This is a genomic window from Streptomyces sp. WM6378 (assembly GCF_001279695.1).
Lineage (GTDB): Bacteria > Actinomycetota > Actinomycetes > Streptomycetales > Streptomycetaceae > Streptomyces.
On sequence record NZ_LGDD01000059.1, the window covers coordinates 89,454 to 103,597 of the forward strand.

General features: G+C 71.4%; 13 protein-coding genes. 7 read left to right on the forward strand and 6 right to left on the reverse strand.

Going from position 1 to position 14,144, the window contains the following annotated elements:
* Positions 1 to 82: 82 nt before the first annotated feature.
* Positions 83 to 481 carry a MerR family transcriptional regulator gene (locus ADK54_RS08490; protein WP_053724919.1) on the reverse strand — a complete coding sequence of 133 codons (399 nt, stop codon included), beginning with the start codon at positions 479 to 481 and terminating at the stop codon, positions 83 to 85.
* Positions 482 to 569: 88 nt separating this feature from the next.
* Positions 570 to 1,061 carry a GNAT family N-acetyltransferase gene (locus ADK54_RS08495; protein WP_053724920.1) on the reverse strand — a complete coding sequence of 164 codons (492 nt, stop codon included), beginning with the start codon at positions 1,059 to 1,061 and terminating at the stop codon, positions 570 to 572.
* 131 nt (positions 1,062 to 1,192) lie between these two features.
* Between ADK54_RS08495 and ADK54_RS08500 the strand changes: the two genes are divergently transcribed.
* Positions 1,193 to 2,458, forward strand: coding sequence for an RNA polymerase sigma factor (locus tag ADK54_RS08500; RefSeq protein ID WP_053724921.1), 1,266 nt, complete (start codon positions 1,193 to 1,195; stop codon positions 2,456 to 2,458).
* On the opposite strand, the gene ADK54_RS08505 is transcribed toward ADK54_RS08500, so the two are convergent.
* Positions 2,455 to 2,931: a MarR family winged helix-turn-helix transcriptional regulator gene (locus ADK54_RS08505; RefSeq protein ID WP_053724922.1), complete on the reverse strand. Its 477-nt coding sequence runs from the start codon at positions 2,929 to 2,931 to the stop codon at positions 2,455 to 2,457. The two genes, ADK54_RS08500 and ADK54_RS08505, sit on opposite strands and share 4 nt — an antisense overlap.
* A 73-nt stretch (positions 2,932 to 3,004) precedes the next feature.
* Between ADK54_RS08505 and ADK54_RS08510 the strand changes: the two genes are divergently transcribed.
* A complete protein-coding gene (locus ADK54_RS08510) occupies positions 3,005 to 3,601 on the forward strand; it encodes a TIGR03086 family metal-binding protein (protein WP_234391966.1) in 597 nt (198 codons plus the stop codon).
* A 14-nt stretch (positions 3,602 to 3,615) separates the two neighbouring features.
* Here ADK54_RS08510 and ADK54_RS08515 read toward each other — a convergent pair whose 3' ends face one another.
* Both ADK54_RS08515 and ADK54_RS08520 read right to left on the reverse strand, forming a co-directional pair.
* Positions 3,616 to 4,800, reverse strand: coding sequence for a flavin-dependent oxidoreductase (locus ADK54_RS08515; protein ID WP_053724923.1), 1,185 nt, complete (start codon positions 4,798 to 4,800; stop codon positions 3,616 to 3,618).
* A gap of 148 nt (positions 4,801 to 4,948) precedes the next feature.
* Positions 4,949 to 6,127, reverse strand: a complete 1,179-nt coding sequence (locus tag ADK54_RS08520) for a serine hydrolase domain-containing protein (RefSeq protein WP_053724924.1) — start codon at positions 6,125 to 6,127, stop codon at positions 4,949 to 4,951.
* A gap of 310 nt (positions 6,128 to 6,437) precedes the next feature.
* Here ADK54_RS08520 and ADK54_RS08525 point away from each other — a divergent pair, with 310 nt between their 5' ends.
* A complete protein-coding gene (locus ADK54_RS08525; protein WP_053724925.1) occupies positions 6,438 to 8,372 on the forward strand; it encodes a bifunctional metallophosphatase/5'-nucleotidase in 1,935 nt (644 codons plus the stop codon).
* A gap of 12 nt (positions 8,373 to 8,384) precedes the next feature.
* A complete protein-coding gene (locus tag ADK54_RS08530) occupies positions 8,385 to 9,062 on the forward strand; it encodes a formylglycine-generating enzyme family protein (RefSeq protein WP_053724926.1) in 678 nt (225 codons plus the stop codon).
* A gap of 37 nt (positions 9,063 to 9,099) precedes the next feature.
* On the opposite strand, the gene ADK54_RS08535 is transcribed toward ADK54_RS08530, so the two are convergent.
* Positions 9,100 to 9,930, reverse strand: coding sequence for a class I SAM-dependent methyltransferase (locus ADK54_RS08535; RefSeq protein WP_078966217.1), 831 nt, complete (start codon positions 9,928 to 9,930; stop codon positions 9,100 to 9,102).
* Between the two features lie 65 nt (positions 9,931 to 9,995).
* On the opposite strand from ADK54_RS08535, the gene ADK54_RS08540 reads away from it, so the two are divergent.
* The 3 genes from ADK54_RS08540 to ADK54_RS08550 all read left to right on the forward strand — a co-directional run bounded on the left by ADK54_RS08540 (position 9,996) and on the right by ADK54_RS08550 (position 14,029).
* Positions 9,996 to 10,604, forward strand: a complete 609-nt coding sequence (locus ADK54_RS08540; RefSeq protein WP_053724928.1) for a TetR/AcrR family transcriptional regulator — start codon at positions 9,996 to 9,998, stop codon at positions 10,602 to 10,604.
* Positions 10,605 to 10,721: 117 nt separating this feature from the next.
* The gene (locus ADK54_RS08545) at positions 10,722 to 11,534 is read left to right on the forward strand and encodes a class I SAM-dependent methyltransferase (RefSeq protein WP_053724963.1); all 813 of its coding nucleotides are present in this window, start codon (positions 10,722 to 10,724) and stop codon (positions 11,532 to 11,534) included.
* Positions 11,535 to 12,130: 596 nt separating this feature from the next.
* Positions 12,131 to 14,029: a bifunctional metallophosphatase/5'-nucleotidase gene (locus ADK54_RS08550; protein ID WP_420717276.1), complete on the forward strand. Its 1,899-nt coding sequence runs from the start codon at positions 12,131 to 12,133 to the stop codon at positions 14,027 to 14,029.
* Positions 14,030 to 14,144 lie beyond the last annotated feature (115 nt).

Genomic DNA, 14,144 nt, shown 5'->3' on the forward strand with positions numbered 1-14,144 from the left:
TGCTCAAGAAGGTAGACAGCGATACGGCCAGATCCGTTCCAGTGCGGAGCGGGCATCCTTCGCCGTGCGGCCGACCAGCGCGTCAGCGCGCCGCGGACACCTCGGAGGGCCGGCCTGCGCTCGCGCCGCCGCTCACCGTGTCGAGATACTCGGACACCGCGTCGCGGTTGCGGGTCAGGCATTCGATGCGCTGCGTCATGCGGTCGCGTTCGAGGGTGAGCGTGGCGAGCATTTCCGGGGTGGCGTCGGGGAAGTGGATGACCCGCGGCTTGTTGAGGCAGGGCAGGATCTGCTTGATGATGCGGGTCGGAAGCCCGGCGTCGAGCAGCCCCCGGATCTGCATGACCCGGTCCACGAGGTCCTCGCCGTAACTGCGGTAGCCGTTGGGGGAGCGGCTGGAGATGATCAGGCCCTGCTCCTCGTAGTAGCGCAGCAGCCGGCGCGACGTGCCGGTGCGCTCCGAAAGCTCTCCGATGCGCATGTGCTCCTCCTCGCGGATCGACGCCCTGACCCTCACACGTGTGTGAGGGTCAGGGCGAGTGTACGGGCCGGGCTTCCCCGAGGGCCGGCTATCGGTCAACTCGCAGGTCCCGTACGAAGCGAAGGCCCGGGCGGCCGTCCAACTGGAGGGCGGTGGTCGGGGTGAATCCGGTGCGGGCCAGGACGGTTCGGGAGCCGGTGTTGTCCAGGGTCGTGACCGCGGTCAGCGTGGTGAGGCCGTACTCCGCGAGGGCCAGCGCGCAGGCCTCGCGGACGGACGCCGTGGCCAGCCCCTGCCCGGCGGCCCGCTCGGCGATCCGGTACCCGAGTTCGGCCGAACCATCAGCGGCGTCGACCAAGTTGACGCGGCCGAGCACCGAACCGTCGTCGTCCACCACGAGGTGGAAGAAGCACGTGCCCGCGTCCTGCTCCGCCAGCAGGGCGCGGTGGCGGTCGTCGAAACGGAGGAAGTAGTCGTCGCCCCGGTCGGAGATCGACGCGGCGAAGTACGCCCGGTTCTCCCGCTCGAACTTCAGGAGGGCCGGGGCGTGGTCGAGGTGAAGACGCTGGAGCCGGTGCATGCGTCAAGGCTACGCAACCGGGTGCGGGCGGAAGGCGCGAGGCGCCGTCCGCCGGGATGCGCTAGGGGCGTCCGGAAAGGCCCGCCGGGTCGCGCTTGCCCGCGCCCGCGCGGGGCTGCTCTGATGGCGCCGTGACGCCAGCAAGCGCGACCGAGACGGTCGAAGCGGTATTCAGGATCGAGTCCGCGCGGATCATCGCGGGGGCCGCCCGCATCGTGCGGGACGTCGGCATCGCGGAGGAAATCGCGCAGGACGCCCTGGTCGCGGCTCTGGAACAGTGGCCCGCGTCGGGAGTCCCGGACAAGCCGGGCGCCTGGCTCATGGCCACCGCCAAGCACCGCGCGATCGACCTGGTCCGCCGCCGGGAGACGTATGCCCGCAAGCTGGCGGAGGTCGGGCGGGCGCTCGAAGACGTGGCGCCGCCCGACCCGGCGGACTTCGACGACCCGGACCGCATCGACGACGACCTGCTGCGGCTCATCTTCACCGCCTGCCATCCCGTGCTGTCCACGCAAGCCCGGATCGCACTCACCCTGCGCCTGCTCGGCGGGCTGACCACGCAGGAGATCGCCCGCGCGTTCCTGGCCCCCGAGCCGACGGTCGCCCAGCGCATCGTCCGCGCGAAACGGGCCCTCGCGAAGGCGGGGGTCCCCTTCGAGGTGCCCTACGGAGCCGACCGGGACGCCCGCCTCGCCTCGGTCCTCGAAGTCATCTACCTCGTCTTCAACGAGGGGTACTCCGCGACGGCCGGCGACGACCTGGTGCGTCCCGCACTGTGCGAGGATGCGCTCCGCCTGGTGCGCGTGCTGTGCGCCCTGATGCCCAAGGAGCCCGAAGTGCACGGCCTGGCCGCGCTGCTGGAGTTCCAGGCCTCCCGCATCGCGGCCCGCACCGGACCCGACGGCGAGCCCGTGCTGCTCGCCGACCAGAACCGCGCCAAGTGGAACCGGCTGCTCATCCGCCGGGGCATCGAGGCCCTGCACCGCGCGGGCGACGGCCCCTACTCCGTACAGGCGGCCATCGCCGCGTGTCACGCGCAGACCATGCGCTACGAGGACACCGACTGGACGTCGATCGCCCTCCTGTACGGCCGTCTGATGACGATGACCCCGTCCCCCGTGATCGAGCTGAACCGGGCGGTGGCCGTGGCGATGTCGCAGGGTCCCGCGGCCGGTCTCGAACTGGTGGACGCGCTGAGCGACGAACCGGCCCTGAAGGGCTACCACTTGCTGCCGAGCGTACGAGGCGATCTCCTGGTCCGCCTGGGCCGGCCGGCCGAGGCGAGGGCCGAGTTCGAGCGGGCGGCAGGGCTGACCCACAACGCCCAGGAAAGGGAACTCCTCCTGAAGCGCGCGGCCGGCGCCGACCCCGAAGGCTCGGACCCCGAAGGTTCCTAATCCCCTCCGGTGATCTCCTCCGGCGGCAGCGCGGACAGGGCGCGCAGGGCGTTGAGGAAACCCCGGCGGTCCGCGGCCGGGAGGCGGGCCAGGAGTTGGTTCTCGCGGTGCTGGATCGCCGACTGGACGGTGTCGCGGAGGTGGCGGCCCTCAGGTGTCAGGGAGAGCAGCCGGGCCCGGCGGTCGGCCGGGTCCGGGCGGCGCAGGATCAAGCCGCGCCGCTCCAGGTCGTCAAGGACGCCGATGATGCGGGTCTTGTCGGCGCCGATGGCCTGGGCCAGCGCGGACTGAGTGCGCACCGGCTCGTCCTCCAGGTGGAGCAGTACGGAGTAGGCCCACATGGCCAGGCCGTGGGCCTCAAGAACGGGAAGTTCGGCGGCCATCAGGGCCCGGCCGAGCGGAACCATCATCGCCGCCAGATCCTTGCGCGCGGACTGCCCGCCGCACTCCGTCGCTCTTCCGTGCTCTGCCATGACCAGGAAAATACCCGTTGACAGATCATGTGCTGGAGCGGATCGTATGCACATGCTTACTAATCTGGATCGGATGCGGGACGCCGACGCTCAGGCCGTGCGGTACAGCGTCGAGCTCGTGCGCCACGTGATGCCCGGCGATCTCGACAGGCCCACCCCCTGCGCGGACTGGACGCTGGCCGACCTGCTCGCCCACATGACCGCCCAGCACCGGGGGTTCGCGGCCGCCGCGGCCGGCGAGGGAGAGAACGAGGACGCCTGGCGGGTCGCGCCGGGTGGAGACGATGCTGTCGAGAGCTATACCGCGGCTTGTGGACTCGTCGTACGCGCCTTCGCGGCGGTCGACTCGGCGGAGCGGAAGTTCGCCCTGCCCGAGTTCGGTCCCGGCCTCACGTTTCCCGCCGCGACGGCCATCGGGTTCCACTTCATCGACTACGTCGTGCACGGCTGGGACGTCGCCCGCTCGCTCGGTCTCCCCTACACGCCCGATCCCTGGCTGCTCGAAGCCGCGCTGCCGATCGCCCTGGCCGTGCCCGACGGCGACGAGCGGCTCGCGCCGGGTGCGGCCTTCCGCCCCGGTCTCCTGCCGGTCGGCGACCCGAGCCTGCTCGGCCGGACCCTCTCGGCCCTCGGTCGCTCGCCGAACTGGCAGGCACATCAGGGGTGTTGATGGCCGCCGTCGGCTCAGTGCGGGGCCAGGGAAGCGCGTGAGTTGAGGATGTCCACATCGCTTCCCGTGGTGTGCCGGTAGGTGTCGGTCATCCGGGCCAGGCCGCTCGCGGAGGCGCTGCTCGACCGGTTCATCTCCCGGGCGGCCAGCACCACCGGGGCTGTCGCCTCCCGGCGCAGGCTCTCGTACCGGGCGAGACCCGTCGCCACGTCACCGGCCGCCGAGAGTTCGTGGGCCAGCACGCGGGCATCGACGATCGACTGGGACGCGCCGTTCGCGCCCACCGGGTACATCGGGTGCGCGGCATCGCCGAGCAGGGTCACCCGGCCGCGCCCCCACGCGGGCAGCGGCTCCCGGTCGACCATCGGGTACTCCAGGATCCCGGAGCTGTCCGCCAGCAGGCCCGGCACATCGAGCCAGCCCAGCGACCAGTCCTCGACATGGGGCAGCACGTCCGCGAGGCGGCCCGCGCTGTTCCAGCCCGCGTCCTCGGCGAGCGGGCCCGGCTCGGACAGCCGCACCAGGGCCACCCAGTTGATCCGGCCGCGCCCGATCGGATAGGCGATCAGTTCCACGTCCCCCTCCCGGACGATGGCCATCGAGCGGCCGGTGAGGAACGGTTCGGCCTCCGTCACGCCCCGCCACATCCGGATGCCCGACCACAGCAGCGGCCCGCCGTCCGGATGCAGTCGCGCCCGGACGGCGGAGTGCAGCCCGTCCGCGCCGACGAGGGCCGCCGCACCGACCTCCGTCACGGCCCCGCTCGCCCGGTTCAGCAGGCGGACGCGGACCTCGCCGCCCTCCTGGGCGAAGTCCACCAGGCGCATGCCGACCCGTACCGCGTCGGCGCCCAGCCGTTCGCGGACCGCCGCGAGGAGCAGCAGTTGCAGCTCGCCGCGGTGGACCGCGTACTGCGGCCATCGGTAGCCCTGGGCCAACCCCCTTGGTTCTGCGAAGAGTTGATGGCCCATCGCATCGCTGTACACGTTCTCCGCCATGGCCACGCCGACCTCGGCGAGCTGTTCGCCGAGGCCGAGCTCGGTCAGTTCGCGCACCGCGTGCGGCAGCAGGTTGAGGCCGACCCCCAGGGGCCGGATCTCCCGCGCGCTCTCCACCACCACGGCGTCGACGCCCGCCGCGTGCAGACTCAGCGCGGCGCTGAGCCCCCCGATGCCCGCCCCCGCTATCAGTACCGTCATGTCCGGCTCCCTTTCTCCCGGCTCCACCCTGCGATGTCCGGAGCCTGAAGTCCAAGACATGTTGGATCTCGGAGTCAGAAGCGGTCCTTATCGCCCTTGCCCAAGGAAGGAGGGCGGGCCGTCGCTTCCAGCAGCCCGCCCTCGTACGTCACTTGGTGCCACAGAACTCCGCTTCGGTGAGGGGCAGCGGGTCGCCCGTCCAGTCCCCGTTGAAGTTGAAGGCCAGTGCGTGCCCGGCGTCCTTCGTCACCACGGCTTCCGAGGAGGAGCCGTGGATGCCGCCGGTGTGGCCCCACACCTCGGTGCCGCAGGACAGCGTGAGCTTCATCAGGCCAAGGCCGTAGGAGGAACGGGGGATCTCGTCGCTGGGGACCGTCGTCGTCATCTCCGCCAGCTGACGCGGCGGCAACAGCTTCCCGCCGAGCAGCGCCCGGTAGAACCGGTTCAGATCAAGGGAGTTGGAGACGACCTCGCCCGCCGAGCCCGCGACCGAGGGGTTGAATTCGGTGACGTCGTACACCTGGTCCGGCGAGCCGCCCAGCGTCGAGTACGCCCGGCCGCTCGGCTTCGGCATCCGGGCGTCGGTGCCGGGGAACGAGGTGGAGCGAAGGTTCAACGGGCGCAGGACGCGCCGCTCGGCCTCCTGCGCGTACGAACGGCCGGTGACCTTCTGGATCACCATTCCGGCGAGGATGTAGTTGGTGTTGGAGTACTTCCACCTCGCGCCGGGCGCGAAGTCGGGCTGGTGGGCCAGGGCCGTCCGCACGAGGCGCTCGGGGGTCCAGGTGTCGTAGCGGTGCTGGAAGAAGCCGGGGCCGAAGACCAGCTTCTGGAAGTCCGCGTCCGCCGTGTAGTCGTAGATCCCGCTCGTGTGGTTGAGGAGTTGGCGCACGGTGATCGCGCGCCCGTCGTTCCCGTTGCCCCGCACCAGGCCCGGCAGCCACGTGTCCACCGAGTCGTCCAGGCTGAGCTTCCCCTCCGCCTCCAGTTGGAGCAGGACGGTCGAGATGAACGTCTTGGTGAGGGAGCCGACCCGGAAGGTGTCCTGCGCCTGGCGCTCGCGGCCGGTGCGCGTGTCGGCGACGCCCGCATCGCCGGTCCAGCGGCCGCGCCCGTCCTCGGCGACGCCGATCACGCCGGGCACGCCCCCGGCGACCGTGGCGTCCATGGCCTGCTGAGTGGCCCCATGGCCGGCGGGGTGTGCCCCTGTGGTGGGGCGGGCCTGCCGCGCCGAAGCGGGCGCGACGAACGCGGTGGCGGTCACCGCGCCGGCGAGGACCGCCCCGAGGATCGCGGTCCTGACTCTCCGTGCCGTACGTACTGCCATGGGGGCCTCTTCCCGTGAGTGCTCGCGCGGTGCGCCGGTCGGCCGGTAGGACCTGGGGTCGGATGCGGGAGTTGAGCGGGCCTGGTGCGGTTGAGCGGGATTCGGCCGTTTGCCCGGCCCTGTCGACGCCGCGGGGCGGTACCCGCCGGTACTCCGCGACACGAGGTGCGCTTTTGCTCCGCAAGCGTGTCTGCCGCGAGCCGACGATTTAGGTTGGGCGCGCCCGATCCCTTCGCCGCGGGGGCGAGGGAATGCGCCCGGCGCATGTCCGCGGACGCGGGGAAGCCTCGACCCGAGACAGGGGACCCACGTGCGCGAGCTCGGCCGGCGCAGTTTCATGACAGCGGCAGGTTCGCTGGGGGCCCTCCTCGCCACCGGGACCCCTGCCTTCGCCACCCCGCACGCGCGGGACGCGGCGAGCGCGCGCGAGTACGTGGACGTCCAGCTGCTCAGCATCACCGACCTGCACGGCTTCCTGCAGAGCGCACCCGGGGCGGATGCCGTGATCCGCGGGGCGGGCGGCCGGCGGTACACGGTGGGCGGGGTCGCCTACATGGCCACCCACCTGGAACGGCTGCGGGCGGGCCGGGCCAACTCGATCTTCTTCGCGCCGGGCGACCTGTTCTCGGGCTGGACGCTGGCCGCCGAGTCGATGGCGGACGAGCCGACCATCGAGGCGCTCAACCGCCTCGGCCTCGACTTCGCGACGGCCGGCAACCACGAGTTCGACCGCCCGCCCGGCTTTCTGACCGGCCATATGCAAAACGGCATCCCGTACGCCGGGATGGGGCACACCAACTCCTTCAGCGACTCCCAGGGCGAGCCGTTCCTCGGAGCGACGTTCCGCTACTACAGCGCCAACGCCGTGTGGCGGGACAGCGGCCGGACGGTGCTCCCTCCGTACAACATCGAATGGGTCACCGCGCCGGGCGGGCGCCAACTGCCGATCGGGTTCATCCACCTGACGACGCTCGGCACGGAACGCTTCTCCACCTCGTACCAGCCCGCGCTCGCGACGCTGGAGGAAGTCGCCACCGTGAACCGCTACGCCGCGGAGCTGAAGGCGCGCGGCGTCAACACCATCGTCCTGAGCATGCACGACGGGGCCGTGGCCGGGGACGACTTCAACAGCGCGACCAGCCCCTCCGGCCCCGCCTACGACCTGGCCCTGGCGGTGTCGGCCGACATCGACGTGATCGTCACGGGCCACTGGCACTGCGCGTTCAACATGATGCTGCCCGACCCCCGGGGCAATCCCCGCCCGTTCGTGGAGGCCGGCTGCCACGGCCAGCTGATCAACGAGATCAACCTGCGGCTCGACCCGCGCACCGGCGCCGTCATCCGCGCGCTGACCACCTCCACCAACCACCCCAACACCCGTGACGTAGCGCCCGATCCGGTCCTCAAGGAGTGCGCCGACTACTGGACCGGCTACGCGAACCGGCTCGGCGCCGCCCCCATCGGCCGGGTGACCGCCTCCTTCACCATGCACCTCAGCCCCGCGGGCGAGAGCACGATGGGAAACCTCGTGGCCGACTGGGCGCTGTGGGCCGGCCGCCGGAAACTGGATCCCTTCGACAACTCCAACGTCAACCCGAACGCGCCCGCCGATCTCGCCCTGATCGCCGTCGCCCCCCGCACCGGCCGCACCGTCATCGGCAACGGGCTGGCGCACATCCAGTCCTCGGGCGGGGTGATCACGTTCGACCGGGCCTGGAAGGCGGTGGGCTACGGCTGTCCCGTCATCACCGCCACCGTCACGGGACAGGCCATCCACGACGCGCTGGAACAGCAGTGGGCCGAGGACGACGGGGAGCTCACCTATGCGCCCCTCGCCGTCTCCTCCAACGTCCGCTACGCCTTCGACGCCGCCGCGCCGCCCGGCGAACGCGTCAGGCCCGCCGACGTCCTCATCGACGGCACGCCGCTCGATGTCCGCGCCTCGTACCGGCTCGCCTCGACCGCGTACACCTTCATCGGCGCCGACGGCTATCCAGCTCTGCTGAAGCACACCGAGGCGGTCCGGCACACGCGGGACTTCGAGAGCTTCACCGCCTTCGTACGCGCCAACTACCGCCTCGCACCAGGTCCGTTGGGCCGGGTGAGGGCGATCAACGAGTCGACGCCCGGCGCGTGCTTCGGCACCCTGCCGCCGCACCCCTACACCCGCCCGCTGCCCCGGCGGGCCCACCGCGCATGCGAGAACCCGCTGCCCGAAGGCAGGCGCGGGCCAACCCCTGGCTAGGATCACTTGATCATGGACGGGAACGCGGTGGGCGGGGAAGAAATGATCGCCGTTCCGGCGGGGCGGGTGACGGTGTCGGACCGGCGTACGCAGCGCAGTTGGCAGGTCGACGTCGCGCCGTTCCGCCTCGGCGGGCACCCCGTGACCCAGGCGGGGTACGCGCAGGTCGTCGGGGAGTGGCCCAGCACCGCGCGGGGCGAGCGAGGGCCCGTCGAGGGTGTCTCCTGGTTGGACGCCGTCCTCTACTGCAACTCCCGTTCCCGGCAGGAGGGGTTGACGCCCTCGTATCGCCACGTCGACAGCGAGAGCGTCGCATGGGACGCGTCCGCCGACGGCTACCGGCTCCCGACCGAGGCCGAGTGGGAGCACGCCTGCCGGGCCGGAACGACCGGGGCGCGGTACGGGCCGCTGGACGAGATCGCCTGGCACCGGGCCAACTCGGGCGAGCGGATCCACGAGGTGGGCGGCAAGCGGCCCAACGCGTGGGGCCTCCACGACATGCTGGGCAATGTGTGGGAGTGGTGCTGGGACGTCTACGACGCCGAGGTCTACAAGACCTACCGGGTGCTGCGCGGCGGTGGATGGTTCGACGAGCCCTGGAGCTGCCGCGCGTCCGTGCGGCGCCGCAGCCACCCGACGTTCCGGATCGACGACGTGGGGTTCCGCGTCGCGCGGTCCGGCAAGGCTTGACGCGCGCACAACTACGCCAGGGCGCCTCAACTGCCGCTCAGGCGGCGCCCGTTCGGGTCGCGGTGACCGCCATCGTCGCGTAGCGCATCGTGAAGCCGCCGCCCAGCGCGTCGACGGCGGCCCCCGCCTCCCGCAGCACCTCGGCCAGCTGGTCGGCGGCGAGGCCGGTGAGGATGCCCAGGGTGGGCAGCTGGTCCAGCCACGCGTCGCGGGTGTAGGTCCGCTCCCATGGGAAGCGCCACTGCTCCGGCTCGTCGAATCCCCGCGCCTTCCGGATCCCGTCGGCGGACTTGGCGAGCACCGCCGCGTAGGCGTCGAAGGTGGGCCGCGCCATGCCCTGGAGGTCGAACGCGGAGTGGGGCGCCACCCGCCGGTAGCCGGTGGCCAAGGCTTCCGCCACCTCGGGCGGCAGCTGGAACGCGTTCCAGAACGCCGCGAGCAGGCCACCGGGCCGCAGCGCCCGTGCGGCCTTGGCCGCCCCCGCGACCGGGTCGATCCAGTGCCAGGCCTGCCCGGCGGTGACCGCGTCGAAGGTCCGTCCGGCCGGCTCCCACGCCTCGACGGTCGCCACGTCGACCTCGACCCCGAACCGCCGGGCCACATCGGCCATCCGCGCGTCGGGCTCGACCCCGAGCACGTGGCACCCCATCGCCTGCAACTGCCGGGCGGCGATTCCGGTGCCGCAGCCGACGTCCAGGACAGCGGGACCGGGGGCGGCGGCGACGATCCGGCGCACCAGGGCGTCGGGGTAGCGGGGACGGGCGCGGTCGTAGCGTTCGGCGTCCGAGCCGAACGACTCGGCCATGCGGCGGGCCCGATGAGGCTCGTTTCCGGCAGGGAGGGGCTGCTCCGGCGGCAGAGTGGGCATGCGCCCACCATTGTGGGCACGCACCCACTCGTCAATGGGGAGGGCTTGACCCGAGAGGATCCGCGATGCCGACCGGTGTGGCCCTGCGCGACCCGCGCGAGCAGTTGTTCGGCGCCGCCGAGCGGATCCTGCTCCGGGACGGCGCCGGCGCGCTGACCAGCCGGGCCGTCGCCCTGGAGGCGGGCTGCGCCAAGGGCGTCCTGCACCGGCACTTCGAGGGCTTCGACGCCTTCCTCGCCGAGTTCGTCCTCGACCGCATCGGCCGGATCGACGCCCAGGCCGCGGCCCTGCGCGACTCGGCCGGAACCGGCACCGTCGCGGACCACCTCACCGACGCGCTGACGGATCTGTTCGGGCCGGTGGCGACGGCGATCGTCGGCCTCGTCGTCTCCCGGGACGCCCTGCGCGGCCGGCTGCGCCGGAGCACGCCGCGCGGCGTGCCGCTCCTGGCGGAGGCCACCGCCATGATCGCTGAGTACCTCGGTGCGGAGCGCGACCTGGGCCGCGTCGCGGCGGACGCCGACATCGACGCCCTCGCCCCCACGCTGATCGGCGCCGGACACCTGCTGTTCGCCGGGCAGGAGGGCGGCCCGCCAAAGACCGAGGCCGTCCGCAGAACGGTGACCACGGTCATCGCCGGGGTCGTGCGCGAGACCCCGACGGCCTTGACCTGACAGGCTGTCAGGCACTTACCCTTGAGGCGTGCTGGGTAGTCTCGTGGCGCAATGGTGTCCGTGAGGGGAGACCTGTTGACCGACCCGACCGACGGCTTCGACCCGGCAGTACGGCGGATGATGTCGTCCAACGAAGCGAACTGGGATGCCCGCACCCCGGTCCATCTCGCCAGCCGATTCTACGGCTTGGCCGACAAGACGGCCGATCCCGAGCGGTGGTTCGGGGCGTACGAATGGCAGGACCTCGGCGACCTGGCGGGCCGCGACGTCCTGCACCTCCAATGCCATCTGGGTACGGAAACGGTGGCGTTCGCCGCGCGCGGAGCCCGCACCGTCGGGCTCGATCTCTCCGGCGCGTCGGTGTCCGCGGCCCGGACGCTGGCCGCCGAGTCCGGCCTGGACGTGGAGTACGTCCAGGCCAACGTCTATGACGCGGCCCGAGCACTGGACGGGCGCCAATTCGACGTCATTTACACCGGCAAGGGCGCCCTGTGCTACCTCCCGGACCTGCCCCGCTGGGCCGAGACGGTCGCCGCCCTGCTGCGCCCGGGCGGGCGGCTCTACCTCTCCGAGTTCCACCCGCTGTTCAACTCCCTCGGCCCCTCGCCCGGCCCGGACGAAGGCGCCGAACTGCTGCTGCGCCACGACTACTTGGGCGGTCGGGGCCCCGTCCGCCGCGACGCCACGTACACCTACGCCGACGGTCCGGCCGTGCAGGGTGCGACCGAGTGCTTCGAGTGGATGCACGGGCTCGACGAGGTGATCAACGCCGTCCTCGGCGCCGGCCTCAGGATCACCGGGCTGCGCGAGAGCGACGAACTGCCCTGGCCCCGATGGCCCCGGATGGTGGCGACCCCGCAGGGCTGGTGGCGGCTGCCCGACACCGCCCCGCGCATCCCGCTCCTGTACGCCCTGCTCGCGCAGCGCTGACCCGCGACCGGCGCCGACACCCTCCTCCGATCCTCCAACTCCCTGCTCCCGAGCCTGATTTGGAGGCACGGCAGCGGGGGACAATTACACCGGGTGCATCCCCCGCACCGCCCCCGCGCGGGCGTGCGGCGAGGAACGGGGAAGGGGCGGCCTTCTATGCGGAGAGGTAAAAGCCGGTTAGCCCGGGGCGCCCCCGAGTACCGTCCCGCGAAGGAACTTCGGGGCGCCGCCGCATTCCTCGGAACGCCGACGCGCATTCATGACGCTTGTGCACAAGCAGGGTTGAGGCACGCCCGTTTCCGTTCAGCAACTGGTCATGTGACGCATCCTCCGAGTTTCGCGCGTCTTTCGCTGTCCTTGCGGTTCGTGCGGTTGAGTGGTGCCTGTTGGCCACCCGGAGTCGGCGCTCGTTCTCCGGCGGCGTGTCATGGGTTCGGCCATCCTGTTGTGTTGTATTTCTTGTGCCCGCAATCAAAGGATTCGTGTCGCGTAGTTCTTCGGGCCGCCAGGTGGGGAGCCGGAACACCACTCCCGGCGTGGCTGCGTAGCTTTCGAATGAGGGAGTCGATATGTGGGGCGTGGGTCGACGCAGCTTCATGACTGTGGCGGGATCACTCGTGACGATGGCGGCGACGGGCACGCCGGCCCTGGCCAGCGGCCACGCCCGCGACGCCGCGACCGCGGCCGAGTACGTGGACGTACAACTGCTCAACATCACGGACCTGCACGGCTATCTGCAGGCCCCGCCGCCGAGCGACGCGGTCATCACGGGCGCGGGCGGCCAGCAGTTCACCGTGGGCGGCGTCGCCTACCTGGCCACGCACCTGGAGAACCTGCGTGCCGGACACACCAACTCGGTGTTCTTCGCGCCGGGGGACCTGTTCTCGGGCTGGGAGTTCCCGGCCGAGTCACTGGCCGACGAGCCGACCATCGAGGCGCTCAACCGAATGGGGCTCGACTTCGCGACGGCCGGAAACCACGAGTTCGACCGCACGCCCGGATTCATGATCGACCACATGGAGCACGGCAGACCGTACACGGGAGCGGGCTGGACGAACAGTTTCCCCGACTCCGCCGGACGGACCTTTCCCGGCGCGAACTTCCGCTACTACTGCGCCAACATGCTCTGGGGAAATTCCGGAAAGACCGTTCTTCCCCCGGTGAATGTGGAGTGGGTCCAGGGTCCGGGCGGGCGGCGCCTTCCGATCGGGTTCATTCACCTCACGGTCACCGGCACCGAAACCTCGTCCACGGGATTCCAGACGGCGCTTCGCATGCTCGACGAGTTGCAGACGGCGAACCGCTATGCGGCGCTGCTCAAATCGCAGGGCGTCAACGCGATTGTGCTCAGCATGCACGACGGGGCGGTGGCCGGAAGCGATTTCAACAGCGGAACCGAACCCACGGGGCCCGCCTACGATCTCGCGCTCGCCGCGTCGCCCGACATCGACGCGATCGTCACCGGGCACTGGCACTGCGCGTTCAACATGATGGTGCCCGACCCCTCCGGCAGGCCGCGCCCGTTCGTCGAGGCGGGCTGTCACGCGCAGCTCATCAACGAGATCAACCTGCGCCTCGACCCGGTGACGGGCAAGGTCGTACGGGAACTGACGACCTCGACCAACCACCCCAACACCCACGATGTGACGCCCGATCAGGACCTCAAGGAAACCGCCGACTACTGGACCGGCTACGCCGACAACCGGGGCGCGACCCGCATCGGCCGCCAGACGGCCACGTTCACGCGCACCCTGAACAGCATGGGCGAGAGCACGATGGGCAACCTCGCGGCCGACTGGGCGCTGTGGGCCGGGGCCCAGAACCTGGACCCCTTCGACACGGGCAACATCTACTCCAACGTCCCGGCCGACCTGGCCCTGATCGCGCTGGCCCCCCGCCTGGGGCCCAGCGTCATCAACACCGACCTCACGCTCGACGCGACCACTCAGGGAGCGGTCTCCTACCGCAAGGCGTTCAACGCGGTGGGCTACGGGAACCCCATCCTGACGGCCACCGTCACCGGTCAGGTCATCCACGACACGCTGGAACAGCAGTGGAAGTTGAAGGGGGCCGTGCTCACATACGCGCCCTTCGCCGTGTCCCACAACGTGCGGTACACGTTCGACGCCGCGGGATCGGCGGGCAACCGGGTCGCCCCGGCCGATGTGCTCATCGACGGCGCCCCGCTCGACCTGCACGCCACGTACCGGCTCGCCACCACGGCCTACACGCTGATCGGCGCGGACGACTACCCGGCGCTGCTCAACCACAGCTCACCGGTGCGCCACACCCGTGACTTCGAGAGCTTCGTCGCCTACGTCCAGAGCCAGTCCGTCCTCACCCCCGCTCCGCTGGGCCGGGTCACCGCGCGCAATGCGACCGCACTGCGCGCGGACACGGGCGAGCTGCTGCCGCTGCCCCGGACGCGCAGTGCGGACAGCGAGCCGAGAGTGGCCTCGGCCGGCACGGACGGCGGCGGCTCGGGGCGCTGCTGATCGCCACATCCCGCCCCCGCGCTTCGGTTGCGCGGGGGCTGCCGCCGGGCTCACGACAGCGCGCCGGTGGTGAGACGGGCGCCCGGTGTGCTTCTTGGCGCTCGTGGGGGCCGCG